The organism is bacterium, from assembly GCA_019695305.1.
In the GTDB taxonomy this organism is placed as follows: Bacteria; UBA10199; UBA10199; order UBA10199; family JAIBAG01; genus JAIBAG01.
Genome location: JAIBAG010000016.1, coordinates 34,252 through 52,100, shown reverse-complemented (window position 1 = coordinate 52,100; position 17,849 = coordinate 34,252). Strand labels below are relative to the sequence as shown.

The 17,849-nt window shown below is 41.7% G+C and carries 18 protein-coding genes; 9 read left to right on the top strand and 9 right to left on the bottom strand.

Going from position 1 to position 17,849, the window contains the following annotated elements; translation table 11 throughout:
- Positions 1-145 precede the first annotated feature (145 nt).
- The gene (gene hisC, locus K1X76_08490) at positions 146-1,264 is read left to right on the top strand and encodes a histidinol-phosphate transaminase (GenBank protein ID MBX7149112.1); all 1,119 of its coding nucleotides are present in this window, start codon (positions 146-148) and stop codon (positions 1,262-1,264) included.
- A gap of 229 nt (positions 1,265-1,493) precedes the next feature.
- On the opposite strand, the gene K1X76_08485 is transcribed toward hisC, so the two are convergent.
- Positions 1,494-3,092, bottom strand: a complete 1,599-nt coding sequence (locus K1X76_08485) for a phosphoenolpyruvate carboxykinase (GenBank protein ID MBX7149111.1) — start codon at positions 3,090-3,092, stop codon at positions 1,494-1,496.
- A gap of 191 nt (positions 3,093-3,283) precedes the next feature.
- Here K1X76_08485 and K1X76_08480 point away from each other — a divergent pair, with 191 nt between their 5' ends.
- The 3 genes from K1X76_08480 (at position 3,284) to K1X76_08470 (ending at position 6,535) form a co-directional block, all read left to right on the top strand.
- Positions 3,284-5,395, top strand: coding sequence for an LTA synthase family protein (locus K1X76_08480; GenBank protein ID MBX7149110.1), 2,112 nt, complete (start codon positions 3,284-3,286; stop codon positions 5,393-5,395).
- 112 nt (positions 5,396-5,507) lie between these two features.
- Positions 5,508-5,885 carry a hypothetical protein gene (locus K1X76_08475; protein ID MBX7149109.1) on the top strand — a complete coding sequence of 126 codons (378 nt, stop codon included), beginning with the start codon at positions 5,508-5,510 and terminating at the stop codon, positions 5,883-5,885.
- On the top strand, positions 5,885-6,535 hold the full coding sequence (locus K1X76_08470; GenBank protein ID MBX7149108.1) for a YggS family pyridoxal phosphate-dependent enzyme: 651 nt from the start codon (positions 5,885-5,887) through the stop codon (positions 6,533-6,535). Before K1X76_08475 ends, K1X76_08470 begins: the two co-directional genes overlap by 1 nt.
- Here the strand turns inward: K1X76_08470 and K1X76_08465 are convergent.
- A complete protein-coding gene (locus tag K1X76_08465; protein MBX7149107.1) occupies positions 6,532-7,089 on the bottom strand; it encodes a lysophospholipid acyltransferase family protein in 558 nt (185 codons plus the stop codon). The genes K1X76_08470 and K1X76_08465 overlap by 4 nt on opposite strands.
- A 79-nt stretch (positions 7,090-7,168) precedes the next feature.
- On the opposite strand from K1X76_08465, the gene proC reads away from it, so the two are divergent.
- From proC to K1X76_08440, 5 genes are all read left to right on the top strand, one after another.
- On the top strand, positions 7,169-7,984 hold the full coding sequence (gene proC, locus K1X76_08460) for a pyrroline-5-carboxylate reductase (GenBank protein MBX7149106.1): 816 nt from the start codon (positions 7,169-7,171) through the stop codon (positions 7,982-7,984).
- Entirely contained in the window at positions 7,984-8,304 is a 321-nt protein-coding gene (locus K1X76_08455; protein MBX7149105.1) for a YggT family protein, read from the top strand. The genes proC and K1X76_08455 overlap by 1 nt, the downstream gene beginning before the upstream one ends.
- Positions 8,305-8,432: 128 nt before the next feature.
- Positions 8,433-9,089 carry a hypothetical protein gene (locus K1X76_08450; GenBank protein ID MBX7149104.1) on the top strand — a complete coding sequence of 219 codons (657 nt, stop codon included), beginning with the start codon at positions 8,433-8,435 and terminating at the stop codon, positions 9,087-9,089.
- Between the two features lie 105 nt (positions 9,090-9,194).
- Complete coding sequence (locus K1X76_08445) at positions 9,195-11,300, top strand: protein kinase (protein MBX7149103.1); 2,106 nt, start codon at positions 9,195-9,197, stop codon at positions 11,298-11,300.
- Position 11,301: 1 nt separating this feature from the next.
- Positions 11,302-12,723, top strand: a complete 1,422-nt coding sequence (locus tag K1X76_08440; GenBank protein ID MBX7149102.1) for a sigma 54-interacting transcriptional regulator — start codon at positions 11,302-11,304, stop codon at positions 12,721-12,723.
- Positions 12,724-12,803: 80 nt separating this feature from the next.
- Here the strand turns inward: K1X76_08440 and K1X76_08435 are convergent, their stop codons facing one another.
- The 7 genes from K1X76_08435 to sctR all read right to left on the bottom strand — a co-directional run bounded on the left by K1X76_08435 (position 12,804) and on the right by sctR (position 17,825).
- Entirely contained in the window at positions 12,804-13,442 is a 639-nt protein-coding gene (locus tag K1X76_08435) for a hypothetical protein (GenBank protein ID MBX7149101.1), read from the bottom strand.
- A 20-nt stretch (positions 13,443-13,462) separates the two neighbouring features.
- Complete coding sequence (locus K1X76_08430) at positions 13,463-14,287, bottom strand: hypothetical protein (protein ID MBX7149100.1); 825 nt, start codon at positions 14,285-14,287, stop codon at positions 13,463-13,465.
- Between the two features lie 12 nt (positions 14,288-14,299).
- Positions 14,300-14,845 carry a hypothetical protein gene (locus K1X76_08425; GenBank protein MBX7149099.1) on the bottom strand — a complete coding sequence of 182 codons (546 nt, stop codon included), beginning with the start codon at positions 14,843-14,845 and terminating at the stop codon, positions 14,300-14,302.
- A 109-nt stretch (positions 14,846-14,954) separates the two neighbouring features.
- Complete coding sequence (locus K1X76_08420) at positions 14,955-15,794, bottom strand: hypothetical protein (protein ID MBX7149098.1); 840 nt, start codon at positions 15,792-15,794, stop codon at positions 14,955-14,957.
- 208 nt (positions 15,795-16,002) lie between these two features.
- Positions 16,003-16,827 (bottom strand): flagellar biosynthetic protein FliR, encoded by an 825-nt coding sequence (locus tag K1X76_08415; protein ID MBX7149097.1) that lies wholly within the window; start codon positions 16,825-16,827, stop codon positions 16,003-16,005.
- A gap of 19 nt (positions 16,828-16,846) precedes the next feature.
- Positions 16,847-17,113 carry a type III secretion system export apparatus subunit SctS gene (gene sctS, locus K1X76_08410; protein ID MBX7149096.1) on the bottom strand — a complete coding sequence of 89 codons (267 nt, stop codon included), beginning with the start codon at positions 17,111-17,113 and terminating at the stop codon, positions 16,847-16,849.
- A gap of 1 nt (position 17,114) precedes the next feature.
- On the bottom strand, positions 17,115-17,825 hold the full coding sequence (gene sctR, locus K1X76_08405; protein ID MBX7149095.1) for a type III secretion system export apparatus subunit SctR: 711 nt from the start codon (positions 17,823-17,825) through the stop codon (positions 17,115-17,117).
- Positions 17,826-17,849: the final 24 nt, after the last annotated feature.

Below are 17,849 nucleotides of genomic sequence, written 5' to 3'. Positions count from 1 at the left end.
AAGTACACTCGGCGCACTTATTTGTACAAATAACTTCCTTGTTGTTCACTTAAAAAAACAGGGAAAAACCTTAGCAACATTTTTAAAGATGAGCCGAAAACAAGGGGTCGGTCTAAGCGGTACGTAAGGGGCAGAAATTCAATTTATGATTTCATCAAAAGAATCTATTGGCAGGTTAAAACCCTATATCAACGGCCGGCATACAGGCGAACTTTTTGAAAAAGGCGCTCGTATTATGAAGCTGGATTCTAACGAATCCACCTCTACCCCGTCTCCTCATGTAACCGGTAGTCTCATCGAATTCGTTCAAAAATCTCAGCTTAACTGGTACCCAGATATCAACTCTACCACGCTGATTGAAAAATTATCCAAATACACCGGTCTTCCTACTGAAATGATCCAAACTTTTAATGGATCGGACAATGCTTTAGAAACCATCTGTAAAACTTATTTAACTCATGGCGATGAAGTTGCCCTGTGCATGCCCGCTTACGATCATTTCCGTTTGTATGCCGAATCGTGTGATGCCACGCTTGTTCCTGTTTTTGGGCCATCTCCTTTTGTAACCAAAGTAGATGCCCTCTTAAATGCCATTACCGATAAAACAAAAATTGTTTATATTGTTAACCCCAATAACCCCACAGGCCTCTTGTATAATGAACGTGAAATCAAAAATATTTTAGATAAAGCTAAAGGTCAGGCACTTGTTATTGTAGACGAAGCATATTTCGAATTTTGTAACCATAGCATGGCTCATTTAGTACCGTTTTATTCCAATCTTATTGTTACCCGTTCTTTTTCCAAAGCATTTGGCTTGGCCGGTCTTCGTTGCGGCTATGTATTAACTCAGGCTAATAACTTGGAAGCCATCAACAAAATTCGCGTGGGTAAAAATATCAACTCGCTGGCTCAAGTTGCTGCTAGTGCAGCTTTAGATGACGTTGAACATATGGAACGCTACGTATCCGAAGTAAATAGCGCCCGCTCGTGGCTCTCTGGCAAAATGCGGAACATGGGATTATTTGTTCACGAAACCCCCGCTAACTTTATCTTACTTAAAGTAGCCAACCCTCAAGGTGTTGTAGACTTTTTAGCAAAAAACAACGTCTTCGTCCGCGACCGCAGCATGATCCCGCAATTAAACGGTTTCCTGCGCATCACAATTGGCCACATGTTCATTATGGAACGCTTTTGGAAGGTATTCGAAAAAGTTCCGGCTCATTATCTGTTTGAACAGAAACCGGCTAATATCAATTATAATTGATCGTGCGTTCGTGACTTCGTACGTTCGTACTCTCGTTTTTTTCTCTTTTTTTCTTTAAACAAACCAGTTTGCCTTTTTATTTTTTTCTAAAACGTGCGGCCAACCCTAAAAGCCCTCACCCTTCCACCCAGTACAATTTTTATATGAACTGTGAGGGCGTCATCTTATAGATGGACTCCATGTTTTAGAAAAAAATAAAAAGGCAAACTGGTTTGTTTATCACCGCCGCTTATCCAATAGGACCGGCGTTACGGATTTCTTCAGATACCCCTTCAGCATACTGCTTAAAGTTTTCTCTGAATAATCCAGCCAAGTGCTTGGCTTTATCGTCGTAAGCAGCTTTATCAGCCCATGTGTTACGAGGATTTAAAATAGAAGTATCAGCTACACCAGGACATTCGGTGGGAACTTCGAGCCCCATCACAGGATCTTTTACAGTTTTAACATTTTTAAGAGCGCCCGAGAGAGCAGCCTTAACGATAGCGCGCGATACTTTAATAGGAACGCGATTACCAACACCATAAGGTCCACCACTCCAGCCGGTGTTCACCAAATAACATTCCACTTTATTTTGAGCAATTTTTTCGCCCAACAATTTGGCATAAACACCAGGGTGCAAAGTCATGAACGGTCCACCAAAACAGGGGCTAAAAGTAGCTTGAGGTTCTTTTACACCACGTTCAGTACCAGCTACTTTTGCGGTATAGCCAGAAAGGAAGTGGTACATAGCCTGAGCCGAAGTAAGTTTAGCTACAGGAGGTAAAACACCAAAAGCATCGGCAGTAAGCATGATGATGGTTTTGGGAATTCCACCACGGCCACTAGGAACGGCGTTAGGAATAAAATTAATAGGATACGAAGCGCGGGTGTTTTCAGCCAAGGTCGCATCATCTAAATCAATTTTACGGGTGTTTTTATCCATCACCACGTTTTCCAAAATAGTTCCAAAGCGTTCTACGCAATCATAAATTTCGGGTTCAGCTTCTCTGTTAAGCTTGATGGCTTTTGCATAACAACCGCCTTCAAAGTTAAACACACCTTCATCGCTCCAGCCGTGTTCATCATCACCAATTAAAGCACGATCAGGATCGGCCGAGAGAGTGGTTTTACCGGTACCCGATAAACCAAAGAAAACGGCTGTATCACCATCGCGACCAATATTGGCCGAGCAGTGCATGGACAACACACCTTTAAGAGGCAAGATGTAGTTGAGAAGAGCAAAAACTGATTTTTTACATTCACCGGCATAGCTGGTACCGCCGATGATAATACGCTTTTTGCCAAAGTGAGGAATAATGAAAGCTTCCGAATTGGTACCGTCACGGGCAGGGTCGGCTTTAAAAGTCGGAGCGTAAATCACGGTATATTCAGGTTTATGATTTTCAAGTTCGGCTTTGTCGTCGATACGCACAAACATGTTGCGAGCAAAAAGATTGTGCCAGGCAAATTCGTTAATAATACGAATGGGCAAACGGTGCGTTTTATCGCAACCACCATAACAATCTTGTACAAAAACTTCTTTTCCCTTGAGGTGCTCTAAAACGCGGGCTTCCAAGGCATCAAATTTAGCGGCATCAAAGGGCTTGTTTACTTTACCCCACCATACATTGGCTTCGGAGCTGGGTTCTTTTACGGTAAATTTATCGTTAGGGGAACGGCCAGTGTATTTGCCGGTTTCGGCCAGTAAGGCACCATCTTCGGTTACCCAAGCTTCGCCTCTTTTGAGGGATTCTTCATATAATTCTGCTGCATTTAAATCCCAATATACCTTTTTAACACCTGTAATACCTTGATCTTCCAGTTTAAAACGCTTGTTTGCCGTACCCATTGCTTTATTCTCCTTAAAATTTTTATAGCCATAAGACTGTAAACACACAGCCCTAGCAAGAAAGCCTAGTGCGCTAACATGCTTTTTTTTAGTTGAAAAGGGGTTTTTTTAGTCACAATTACCGCTTCTAAACCGCCGCTTTTCCAAATCCTTTCATTGATGTCCTGTTTAAAAAAATGTAGTCCCCTTCTGTGCATAAAAAAAGCATCTTTTATTTTGGAATTGCCCTTGCCACGCTTTTAATTCTGGCGGGCTTACCCGCCTATATACGGTATCAATTGGGGTATGGTAACCTGGCCGGCTTTTTTTCGGATGCACTCATTGCATTTATTTTCTTTTATCCGCTTATATCTTTAAAACGTCGGTTTAAGTGGCCTATTTTACTGTTATGGTTTTGTGCAAATGCAGCGGGGTTTGAATTATTTAAAGCCATGCTACGGCTACCATCATGGCCCGACCTGCTGTATTTGGATGACGCTGTTTTTATTAACAACAGTCTTTTTACGCTAAGGCTTGTTACAGAAAATCATCTTTTGCTCTTTGGACTCGGTTTTTTTGCGCTAATCCTCATGCCACAACTGAATACCGTCCGAAAAATCAAACATCATTTAATGATAGTTTGCGCCTCTATTTTTGTACTTCTTGCATGCCATACCTATCTTTTTTCAAAAAACTTCAATTCTAATATTTATGCCCAATACAATCCTTTGCACTGGCTGTTTATTCATCCTCTGGCCAGCAAACAAAACAGTCCGGCCACAATTAGCGAAGATATTCTGCATCGTGATTTAAATGGAACACGCTACTTTAAAAAAGGTAAGGCAAAAAATGTACTTATCATCGCCATGGAGGGTATTCCGGGAAGCTATATTACACAATCCCGACATTTTTTTAACCTGCCTCAACCTCAAAATGAAATGCCCTTGTTAAGTAATTTGTCAAAACAAGCCATGGTGGTTCCCGATTTTGTAGCACACAGCCATCAAACTATCCGTGGATTATATGCCATGCTGTGCTCGGATGTAAGCAAGCTCTCGTGGAGCACACCTAAAGCTACCCAGTTACAAAATGTCCCGCAACAGGCATCGTTATGCCTACCTAACCAACTTAAAAAAAATAGCTATACTACGCACTATCTGCAAGCATCCGGATTATCGTTTATGGGTAAGGATAAGTTCATGCCGCTCATTGGCTTTGACGAAGTACATGGACTGGAATGGTTTGACAGTAACAAATCCGAAAATCGCCAATGGGGAGTTGATGATCAAACTTTTTTTGACGGGGCCCTCACCTATCTGGACACCATAAAAAACTCCAGAAAACCGTGGTTACTGACATTATTAACCGTGGGAACCCATCATCCCTACGAAGTAAGTGATGAGTTTGCCAAAAACTACTGGGATAGAAAACAGGCTTCTATCGCTTTTCTCGACATGGCTATCAGCCATTTTATGGATAATCTAAAAAAGAAGGGATTTTTAGAAAATACTCTGGTTATTCTTACCGCAGACGAATCGCATGGAACAGAGCTTGGCGATTGGTCGAGCAGCTGGGTTCCTTTAATTGTGTTTGCACCAGAGAATACAAAACTGCCCAAGCTTAAAAGTGGCAATTACGGTTTGTTAGATATTACTTTATCGGTGCTCGATTATCTGAAATTGGAAATTTTACCATCGCTTAAGGGCAGAAGCATTTTTAGAAATTATACCAAGCCCAGAATTCTGGTATCTTTTACAGCCGATCGTCTGCGCTGGCTGGATGAAAATGGCCAACGTATTGAATGCACCTATATGGGGAAATGCCAGAAATGTGATAGCCATTCAATTATTGGCCCTTCCTATTGTAGCGGTCAGGAATTTGTAAATTCAAAAATATGGATTGAACAGGCCCAGTGGCTGGATAACAATCTTTCACGACTTACAAACGAAGTATCGTACCAGTTTTCAACCGGCAAAAAACAAATCATCAAAAGAGCCTGGAAAGACCAATGGGCCGACAATTTAACAGGAGCCCTTTATCTTGATTTTCCGGAAAAATCGAAAACGAAAGTACACATTAAATGGACCGTTCACAAAGCGCCTCCCGAGGGGCTGGGCCTGAGCCTGTTTCTTAAACAGGCCGAGCAGGAAATTAATGAAAAAATTCCAAAGCTTGAAACCCTGCACGAAGGAGAATCGGGGGATGTTACATTTGAAATAACCAGCAGGGAAGCACGCAGTTCTTTTTCTTTTCATTTACTGGCAGAGGCTCCGGGAGTTGTTGAGATATCCGATTTTCTGGTTACCGTATCCAAGGACCTGTAAAATAAGCCAGGAGGACTGCATAAAAGATCAAACGTAATTTTGATGTCATTGCAATAATATACAAAAAACTTTAGCTGGCTTTTTGACTTTTGATTTTCTAAAATCAACCCCTATGAATATTCACAAAATATCCTTTTTTCTCATTTTAATCTTTTTATCGTTAAGCGCTAAAGCCGAACCCTTAATGCTTGAAACCATCACCAATCATTACCAGATATTTTTTGAAGGCGGCGACCATGGCACGGCCGATTTTCAGCCCGATGGCGCATTTATTTATTTTCCCGATTCTACCAACCGCGACTACGCCCGCACCTGCACGGCAAGCTACAAATTTGACAAGAAAAAGCAAACTATCCGCATTAAAAAAGATGCCGACCCGTGCGAGTTTTTTTTGGGAACCTATAATGTAACCCGCAAAAACCATAATCTCATTTTATACAACGCCGAAAAAACACTCATGTTTAGAACGCTTAAGCAAATGCCGCGGTAATGATTGCCCAGAATCTAGAAAAAATTAAAAAAGAAATAAAAGAAGCTTGTGCCGCGTGCAGCCGCAACCCGGAAAGCATTACACTCATTGCCGTATCCAAAACAAAACCCATCACTGCTATTTTAGAAGCAAAACAAGCCGGTCAAAACGATTTTGGAGAGAATTACACACACGAATTGATAGAAAAATACCAACCCGATATTCGCTTTCACTTTATAGGCCATCTGCAAAGTCGCAAAGTAAAAGACGTTATAGGCAAAACTGTTTTAATCCACACGCTTGATTCTTTAAAGCTGGCAAAAGAAATTAACAAGCAGGCTGCTAAACTGAATATTGTTCAGGAATGTTTGATTCAGGTGATGGTAGAAGAAGAAAAAACAAAATCGGGCATAAATCCAGATGATCTTCCCATTCTTTTAAAAGAATGCTCGGCTCTCTCCCACATTAAAATTACGGGTCTCATGTGTATCCCGCCGCCAGAACAAGATCCCGAAAAATCACGACCGTATTTTAAAACAATGAAACAACTGGCGGATAAAAACCAGATAAGCGAGCTATCCATGGGCATGAGCCACGATTTTAAAGTAGCGATAGAAGAAGGAGCTACAATGATTCGTGTAGGTACGGCTATTTTTGGGAAGCGTAATTAAGAAATAAACCGACCATAAAAACCCTGCATCTCTTTCATATCAGCTTCAATATTGCCTGATGTATAAAACAGCGGGCCAAAGCCACCCACTTTTTGCTTATAGTTTACAAAGGCTGCGCAAATAGGAACGCCGGCACCATGCGCAATATAATAAAAACCCGTTTTCCATTTTTCTACGGCTTGGCGAGTACCCTCGGGAGGAATCATTACAATTAATTTACTATATTTTTTGAACGAGGCTACGGTTTGCTCAACCAAATTTAATTTTTTGCTGCGATCAACAGGAATACCACCCAGCCATTTAAAAAAACCACCAAAAGGCCAGCGGAACATTTCTATCTTGCCCATCCATTTCACTTCAATGCCCGATACAAAGGCGATGGCCAATGCAAAAGGGAAATCCCAATTTGATTTGTGAGGCGCGGCTATCAAAACGTATTGATCAAGAATTGGAGGTTTCCCCTCAGTTTTCCAACCGGCAATTTTTAAAAAAAGCCAACCGATTGCATATAAACAATGGCGAATAATGGGTGTGGTATAAATTGTTTTGTTCATAAAATATCCAGCGCCGGTTTATTGGTTATGGCGGGAAATAACAATTGTTTTCTTTAAGAAGCCGACTATATTACGAGCCATGAAATTAGGCATCATTGGATTAGGAAACATGGCCGAGGCCATTCTTTCGGGCATCACCACCAAAACAAAATCGAAAAAAGCTCTTTTTAAAGGGAGTGATATTATTGGTTTTGATGTAGACCAAACCAAAGCTAAAAAATTAAAGAAAAAATATAAGATTACACTCGCTTCTCAGATAACCGATGTTTTTAAAGGAACTGCTGCTGTTCTTATTGCTGTAAAACCACAGAATTTGGATGAATTGTCTGCAGCAGTACGTTCCTCTGTAACTCCCAAACACCTTATCCTCTCTATTTTAGCGGGTAAAACGACTGGCGCTTTTGAGACTCATTTTGGCGGCCATTGCCGCGTGGTGCGCCTCATGCCCAATACCCCGGCTTTAATTGGCTTGGGTGCCACAGCCTTTTATGCCAACCACAACTGCAAGCCCGCCGACAAACAAATAACGAAAAAGATTTTTGCATCGGTAGGCGATGTGCTGGAAGTAAAAGACGAGAATTTGCTCGATGCCGTCACCGGCCTTTCGGGCAGTGGCCCTGCTTATGTTTATAGTTTTATCGATGCGCTGATTAGCGGAGGTATCGAAGCCGGGCTTAGTCCTGATACAGCAAAGAATTTGGCCATAAAAACAATACAAGGAGCTACCGAACTTTTTATTCGTTCTAAAGACACGGCCGAAAACCTCATTGCCAAAGTAGCCTCCAAAGGGGGCACCACCGAAGCCGGCCTGGCAAAACTGGCCGAAAAAGGGTTTAAAGAAACAGTTGTGGCCTGCGTTAAACGGGCTACCCAACGCGCCAAGGAGTTACGCTAATGCCCATTTTAGGAAATCTACTCATCGCTCTAGCCAAAGTCTTAAGCATGCTCATCAACATGTACACCTTTGTTATTGTGGGTGCCATTATCATCAGCTGGGTGCGCCCCGATCCCTATAACCCTATTGTGCGCTTTTTATATGGTGCTACCCAGCCCGTATTTTCCAAACTCCGCCGCGTTTTACCCCGCTTTTTCTACAGTAGCGGCATCGATTTTACCCCTATGCTTGTTGTCATAACACTGGTTTTCATCGATACCTTCATTTCCGGTAGTTTGATGGATATTGGCATCAAACTTAAATATGGTAACCAGCCTTAGGGGAATCGACTCCCCACAGATTTACAACCCAATGTTTTTCCTTGCGGTTTTACCAAACTAACCGTACAATTTTAATCTCTTACGAAAAATTTTCCGTTAGAATATAACCATTTTTCGATAAGAAACTTGTGCCATTTAGCGGGATTATTTCTGTTGGGAGGCTTGTGGTTGAGCGTATCGATAAATTAAGGGAAACCGATTATCTGCGTGTGGACGCCTCTGCCGAGTCTCAAAAAGACCGGGAACAGGAAGATGGTGGCCAACAGGATAATTTTCAGGGTTTAAGCGATAAAACCGACTGGAAGCTCTTGCTTGATAAAAGCAAACTATGGAAAAAAAATATCCAAATCCCGGTGGATGATATTGAGGTCATTTATTACCGGAAGGTCAATTTAAAAACCGATCCTTCCCTCTTAAGAATTGATTTAACGCTTAAAAATGGAGAAAAAATTGCTCCGGCGTTTTTGGCTATTTCGCGAATGGCCGCACTACAAATAAAAGATTTAAAAAGTGGCGACCCCTTAAAGGTGGCCAATTTAACGCGAGACAACATTTTACAGGTTACCATCCCTTTAAACCCAGCTCTGTTTAAAGACGAGGCTAAACCTGTTGACGATAAAAAAGAAACTACCGATGGCGAGATAACCGTTACCCAGCATGTGGTAAACGTAAATAAAATTGTTGGAAATAAAGGGCCTAACAAAAGCCCTGAAATGCTCATCATTTATGGTCTTATTGCCTTGGTGGTGGTGCTTGTTATTGGTGTGATTTTATTTTTCTTTTAGATAACCAGCCCCAACGGGGCGTTGACGGGGAGACTCCATCCGGCTCACAAATTTGTCTCTGTGGGATTGCCGATGGAGGGGGCTACGTAAGCCCCTACAATAGATATGGCTTTTGAACCTAAACCATTTGGCAAATATTTCTTGATGGAGCGCATCGCCGTTGGCGGCATGGCCGAAATTTACAAGGCCAAAACCTTTGGCGTAGACGGTTTTGAAAAGCTGCTCGCTATCAAAAAAATTCTCCCCAATTATTCCGCCGATAAAGAATTTATTGCCATGCTCACCGACGAAGCCAAGCTTGTTGTTAAGCTTTCGCATACCAACATCGTGCAAATTTACGATTTGGGCAAGGTGGGTGACGATTATTACATTTCCATGGAATATATTGATGGTGTGAATTTACGCGAAGTTATTAATCGTTCTAAAGAACTTAACCAATCAATCCCTCTACCTCTCGCTTTGTTTATGGCTTCCGAAATAGCCAGCGGGCTTGATTACGCCCACAGCAAACGTGACGACCATGGTCAGCCTCTTGAAATTGTACACCGGGATATTTCACCTCAAAATATTTTAATTTCTTTTGAAGGTGAAACCAAAATTGTGGACTTTGGTATTGCCAAAGCGGCCATGAATGTATCTCACACCACAGCCGGTATATTAAAAGGCAAGGTTACCTATATGTCTCCTGAGCAGGCTTCGGGTAATTCTATTGACGGCAGAACCGATATTTATTCCACCGGCATCTTGTTGTACGAAATGATTACAGGCGAGCGCCTTTTTACTGGAGAAAGTCAGTTTGATATTTTGGCCAAAATTAGAGACTCTGTTTTTTCCGATGAAAATTTAAATTCTAAAATCCCCAAGGAAGTGCGCCCGTTGCTTATTAAAGCTTTGGCCAAAAACCCCGAAAACCGTTTTGAGAGCGCTGGTGATTTGCAAATTGCTTTAACCAAATTACTTTATTCTAAATACGACGATTTTTCTCCCAAGCAGTTGGGTAGCTTTATTCAAAAAACATTTCAAACCGAACTTAAAATTCGCAAGCAGCAAACCAAAATAGATCGTGAAACTGAAAATCAAACACGCTCCATGCTGATAAATAAAATGAAAAGCCAGGAAGAAATTTTGGCTCATAACGAAAGCGTGGAATTGCCTATTTTACAAGATACCACCAAACCCGAAAGCGATATTAAGCCCGAAGATTTAGATCATGGCGACGGGATCATGCCCATTAAAGAAAACACCTCCACCGATGCCCACATTCAAAACTCGTCTTCTTCTGCCATTCGTTTAGTATTGTGGATGGTGGTCTTTATTGTTTTAGGCGGGCTACTTTCATATTTTTTCTATCTAAGAAACAAAACCCCGGTTGTAGAAAAGCCTCCTGTTGTAGAAGAGCCACCTCTTGTTGTAGAAGAACCTCCACTACCTCCAGTCACTCCTCCACCTGTTGATGAAACACCCCCTGCTCCTGTTTTAGTGGATATTAAAATAGCCTCTACCCCACCAGGGGCCATGATTATGGTAGATAATGCCGATACCGGGCTTAAAACACCGGCACAGCTCAACGATATTCCTGAAGGAAAAACTTTTACGCTAAAACTAGTGTTACCCCAATACCTACCCATTGAACAGGCCATCACAGCAGCCAGCAGTTTAAAACCCTATACTTTTATTTTTATTCCCGACCCACAGTTTGTAGAGGCAACGCTCACAATCAGTACCAATGTTGATGGAGCAAGTGTTACCATTAACGATAAAAAACAGGAAAATCTTAGTGGTATTACATTAAAACCGGGCACCTATATTATTCAGGTTTCAAAAAATGGCTATTTGCCACAATCAAACACACTCACCATTGCTGGAGGAGAAGTAAAAACACTCAGTTTTACTTTGGACAAAAAGCCAGAACCTGTGACTCCGCCTCCAACACCTAAGCCCACACCCAATAAACCCCCTGTCACTCCCTCTCCCGATACCGTTGTGGAAAAAAGTGGTAGCGGCAAATTGCGTGTGGATTCCAACCCACGCGGAGGTGCTGTCACAATTGATGGGCGCAAAGCTGGTGTGACACCTGTTATCACCACCAATTTGGCAGCCGGCACAAGCCATACTATTGTTATTACCATGCCTGGCTATAGAACCTGGACAAAAACCATTACCATGGGAGCTAAAGGACTTGAAATTACAGCTCCGTTACAAAGGGAATAATATGTCGGATACAGAAAACGAAATTGGCAATAAAACCGAAATTTTATCGGCAGAAGATTTTAAAGATGTTGTTTCTTTACGTAAATGCATGTTGGTTGTTATTGATGGCCCAAGTCCCAAAGTAAAACACGAACTAGGTAAAAAGAAAGAACTCACCATCGGTAAAAAAAGCGATAACGATATTGTGATTAACGATAAAACCGTGTCGCGCAACCACATGAAAATTGAGGCCACATCCGATTCGTATCTGTTGCGCGATTTAGGATCCACCAACGGTACTTTTATTAATGGCATGAAGGTAAAAGAAGCCTTTTTGTCGCCGGGCGATGTGATTACTATTGGCGGCACTAAAATTGAATACCAGGCATTTAACGAAAAAGTACAAATGGAGCCGTCCAAAAATAATGAGTTTGGCTCTATGGTGGGTAAAAGTTTAAAAATGCGCCAGATTTTTGGTATTTTAGAACGTATCTCGCCCACCATGGCTACCGTCATCATTCAGGGTGAAACTGGTACCGGAAAAGAACTGGTAGCTCGTGCCATTCATGAAAACTCCGTAAGAAAAGACAAACCTTTTATTGTGTTTGATTGCTCGGCCGTAGCTCCCAATTTAATTGAATCGGAACTCTTTGGACACATGAAAGGATCGTTCACTGGTGCTTTAAAAGATAGAAAAGGTGCTTTTGAATCGGCTAATGGCGGCACCATATTTTTGGACGAAATTGGCGAGTTAACGCTCGATTTACAACCCAAACTTTTACGGGCGCTAGAACAACGCGAAATTAAACGCGTAGGCTCTACACAGTCCATCCAACTGGATGTCCGTGTGTTGTGCGCAACCAATCGTGATTTAAAAGAAGAAGTAAAAAAAGGAACTTTTCGTGAAGATCTGTACTACCGCTTTTCGGTGGTTAAGATCCAACTCCCTCCATTACGTGAACGCACTGATGATATTCCACTTATTGTAGAACGTGTACTCTCTAATGCGCGCTACAACAAAAAGCCGGATGGGTCATTTTATGCCAGCAAAGTAGAAGATGATGCGCTTAAAATTTTACAACGCTATCCTTGGCCCGGCAACGTGCGCGAACTGAACAATATTTTGGAACGTGCTGTATCGTTTGCTAATAACGGTGTTATTGATGGCAACACCCTGCAGTTTATTTTTAGCGAAATTCAAGGTGCTGGTGAGGTAAAATCATCCGCAAAAGACTTGGTTGATAACTCACTGCCGTTTAAAGAAGCCAAACAAAAGATTGTAGAAGTGTTTGAAAAAGATTATTTAGAAGATCTTTTGAAACGCAATAAAAACAATGTTTCTAAAGCCAGCCGCGAAGCCCAGATTGACCGCAAGCATCTGCGTAATCTTCTCATTAAATACGGAATTATCGATTCGTCGGTGGGAGAAGATGATGATGAGTAAGAAGAAGTGGATAGTGGATGGTTTATGGTGGATGGAAATAGTATTTCCCTCTTTACTATTAACTATCCACTATCCACCATTCACTTCTTCTTCATATTAAACTTAAAAGGCGAGAGAGTGGCTTTGTTAGCCGGTGAGGTAGGGATTTTCTTGGGTTTTAACGCTTCTTCTTTATCTTGAGCAAGCGAACGTTTTATAGCAATCACCAGCGACCTAGCGCGGTTGGCAAAACGGTCTTTGCCGGTTTCATCTTTTAAAATAGCGTTTCTAAAATCTTCGGCAGCCTTGCGATAACTTTTGCGGCGCAAATACAATTCACCACGATTAACCATAGCGTTGATATTATCGGGCTCTATCCGCAACGCTTCGGTGTATTGATAAATGGCATCCACAAACAATTCCAGTTTTTGATATGCACCGGCCAAAGCCAAATGGTGAAACGAATTTTTGTGGTCTAAAAAAGTTAGAGCTTCAAAAATTCGGCGGGCGTCTTTGTAACGGCCATGGCGCAGTTTAACAAAACCAATTTCGGCAATCTGTTTTATTTTTTTGGGATGCAACCTTGTTAATTCGGCAAAACTAATTTTACGGGCAGCAAAAGCGTGCAGTAATTCGGTAATAAACTTTTTACGAACGGGATCGGGCGAAATAAGACGATTTTCGCCTTTTTTATTGTCCTTCTTTTTGGTGGACGCAATATTTTCCAATTCCTTTTCCATACCCAAATTACCCCACACTACTAACGCATAGCCAAGTTACGAGCCAAATTATCTAACAAGTCGGCATGTTCTTTGGTAACAGCTCCCACAAACTGATACAAATTATTTACCTGATCTTGAGCCTGGTTGTAAATACCCGTCCACATTTCCATCATGGCACTTACCTGCCCGGCCTGGGCCTGGGCTTCTTCAACCGTCACATCACCACTTTTAACACCTTCGCTAAAAAGGTTGGTTAAAAAATCTTGGTACTTGGCAATTTCTTGCATGGCAATGCCCTGAATATTTTGAAAGGTATCGGCTTGATCTAACACCGATTCATAAAAAGTACCCTGCAGCCCCAAATCTTCTACAACATCGTGACCTGCATGATCGCTCCACACATTTTCCAAATCTTCCCCTTCTTCAGTAGTCTCGCGCGCTTTGGCAATAGCATCAAAAACAGATTGAGCTGTAGTCTCGGGATCACCATCGGTATCGGCTGCCAAAGCCATTAGTTCGGGAGAATCGTTAATAAGTTTTTCTAAAAGCTGGGCCAACTCTGGACTCATATAATCGTCCATGGCGGCAAATAAATCATCGGCATCGCCACGATTTACATCAGGGCCAATTTGCCCATAAGCCGACTGATAAGTATCGGGCGAAATAAGCTGCCACAATTTAAGCATGGTCAAATTGAGGTAGGCATTTTTCAACTCATCGGGGATATCAACATCGCTATTATTGTCGATACCCGCCATAATAACGTCAATATCGGCTTCGCTTACCCCGCTTTGCGCCAAATAAGTTTCTAGCTGGTGGATTGTCTCAAGATCGGATGTGCTGTAAGTAATAGGTGATGACATAAAATTCCTGTTTTATTGTTTTAAACCCTTCACCAAAACACGGGCTCGGTTAGCCCATGGATTTTTCCCATTTTTATCTAAATTGATGGCTGCATTTAAATCGGCCAAAGCTTGTACTTTATTGTTTAAGTGCAAATAACATTCGCCACGGTTTACCAGTGTGGAAATGTCGTTTTCTTTAGCTACTAACGCCATATTGTATTTCTCTACTGCACTCTCAAAATTTTTCTGTTTTTGATAAACAGCACCTAACGCACGGTGATGATAGGCTGTTTTATGATCAATCACACACAAACCCTTAAAAATAGCTTCGGCTCTCTTTAAATGACCCAGTTTAAATTCCATGGTGGCAATTTTAGCCATTTCATTAATATAACGGCGGGGCAGTTGCTTTACCTCTACCCAGCTTAACTCGCCTGTAAAAAACTGTTTAAGCTTTTCAATATCTTGTTTACGCTTGGCGAGTGGAGTTTGACCAACCACTTCGGCAATCTTCTTTTTAAGATCGGGCTTTTTATCTAAAAAAGACGGTAATTTAACCCCTACACGCTTCTGCATGATTCCCTCATTATTAGTACTTAAGGATATCATTTATCGTTACCTCAGCCAATAAACAAAAAAGGGCGGCTAACCCGCCGCCCTTTTGTAATAATTTCAAAAACTACCCTTATGACGCAATATAGCTATTGAGCCGTTCCAAAGTGTTTTGCGAACTTTCGTTGGTAGCGGCCTGGGTTTGAATCATGTTCTGCATCATGTCCTGAATGGTTTTTACAATGTTGGTAAGCGTTTGCATGGCATTGCGCAAGTTTTCCACTTTGGTTTGCGCTTGAAACACATCATATTGATAACCATCGGCAAGAGGATCATCAGGAAAATTTGCAGTAATGTCTTCCAATTCTCTGGACACATCATCAAACGCACCCACCACGGCATCGGTCATGTCACGCACGCGGGTTTGAAAACCTAAAATTAAAAGATTCATTACGGCCGCGGGAGACGAATAGGCGGTTAACGCGTAATGAATGAGATCGGTCAAGTCATCTACATCTAGCAAACTAAATACGGTTTCTCCCTCTTCAGGAGAAGGATAAGGGCCTAAAGTACCACCGCTATCTTTGTAGCTATTAATAAAATCTTCAACTTGAGATTCTAAACTAGCAGGGTCAAAACTAAACTCTGTACCCAACCAGTTTAAAAATTCTGTGCCCATGGCTTCCATGTTAGGGTTTTGTGTCATCCAGTACTGCATAGCCACCGCAATTTGTTCGGCATCTTCCTCACTAATATCTTCAGGAAAAGTGGAATCGTAGGCTACCACGGCATCAGGCAAACTTCCGCTAAAGTGAACAATGGCATTAAACAAATCCACTAAATCGTAACCTTCGGGAGCATCTCCGGCCGTAAAAGCCGCTTCCATAGCACTTAAATCGCCACCAAAAACTTCGTTGTAAATCTGGTAGAGTTCTTCGTTTGTGGTGTTACCGGGAATAATGACGTCTGACATATAATCTCCTTAAAGCCTGTTTAAAGTTAGACAGGTCTCTACAGGGTATAAAGCAACCTCCATGCCAAATTGCGCCCAAAGACAATAAATAATATATAATAATTTCAAATACTTATAAGCATGAAACCGGAAGGAGGTCAAAGCGAGGGAGGGCCAAAACCCTCGAAAACATTGAAAAAGAGGAGCCTGCACCCCAGGCTTATAGCCCTTAGGGGCTATTATGGGCTAACAGTTTGGCCAGCATATCAATGGAGGTGATCATGGTTTTCATCACCACATCCATTTGAGATACCAAAACCAAAAGTGATACATATATCATAAGAGGCCCTACAAATCCTTTTACGGCAAAACCTAACTCAAACACGTTAATTTGCGGGGCCATTTTATTGGCAATCCCCAACACCACATCTACCAGTAAAATGGCAATAAGCACGGGTGCCGATAATTGAATGGCAATAATCAAAACGTTGGCCGAAAGTTTAATAAAAAATTCCAAAAATGGAGAAAATCCCGGTGCTATTTGCGGCAAGGTTAAAAGAGGTAATATTTTATAGGCCGAAAAAAATGCCTCAAAAAAATACCGATGACCACCAATGGATAAAAAGAAAGCCACCGCTAACCAGTAATTAAACAAACCAAAAATAGATACCTGGCCCAGTTGCGGCATAAAAAGCATGGCATTGGCCGTACCACGCTGCATATCCACAATACGTCCTGCACCTTCCAAGGCATAAAAAGTCATCATGGTCACAAAACCAATAGTCATCCCAAAAAAAATCTCTTTAAAAAAAAGTGCAAATAAAATGGCTTTATCGTCGGGGAACTGTGTTTTTAGTGAAGGGTATAAAACCACAAATAAATAGGTAGCCATTAAAGCAGCCGTAGCCAGGCGCGAACGGGCGGGCACTAGTTTTCCTCCCATAAAAGGAATAAGCAGCAATACCACCAAAATACGGGTAAGCAGCAACGCCCAGGTAATAAAGGCTGCAAAATAATCAACATTAATTCCAAAAATTTTTTCTAGTACCGACATGATCAAGGCAAAGAGTTTGTTAATGAATATACGTTGGAAATGTTTCTAGCAAAGTTTTGGTAAATGAAATCATGTAGGCCATGCCCAAGGGCCCCAAAAGCGCCAATACCACAATAACTGTTGCCATTTTAGGAACAAAAGTAAGAGTTTGCTCCTGAATTTGCGTAGTAGCCTGCACCAAACTAACAAGTAGCCCCACCACCATGGCAGCCAACACAGGAGGCGCCGAAAGCAAGAGCACCAAATAAAGCGACTGTTTACTAATAGCAATTGTATACGATTCCATATTAGTTCACATACCCCATCACAAGCCCCTGCGTGATAAGATACCATCCATCTACCAGTACAAACAAGAGTAGTTTAAACGGAAGCGAAATGGTCACAGGCGACACCATGAACATACCCATAGCGAGGAGAATATTGGATACCACCATATCGATTACTAAAAAGGGTAAAAACAAAATAAAACCAATTTGAAAGGCCTCGGCAAGCTCAGTAATCATAAAGGCCGGAACCAGTACAATAAAATCGTTTTCCCCAATTTCGGCAATGGATGTGCTGGTACTGTTAGCGCGCAATTTTTTAGCCATGTTAAAAAAGAGGCTTCTGTCTTTGGTAGAAGCATGCTTGGTTAAAAAAGCGCGCATGGGTTCTTTACCCTTATCAAATGCTTGCTTTAAAACATCAATTGAAGCCATCGACATAATGGGTTGATTACTGCCCGTATCATGAATGGTACTTTTTACATTGTCGTAAATATCGGCACCAACCGGGATCATTACATAAATAGTAAGAATGAGTGCTAGTCCCGTAATAATTTGATTAGGAGGAATTTGTTGCGTACCCAAAGCCGTACGGATGAGCGAAAAAACAACGGTGATTTTAACAAAGGAAGTCATCATCATCACCAAAAAAGGTGCCAGTGACAAGATAACTAAAAAGATGAGGATCACTACAGGCTGCGCAATGGGCTGACCTGCCGGTGCTAACTGCGCCATAAAAGGAACAAAACTCATCATGAA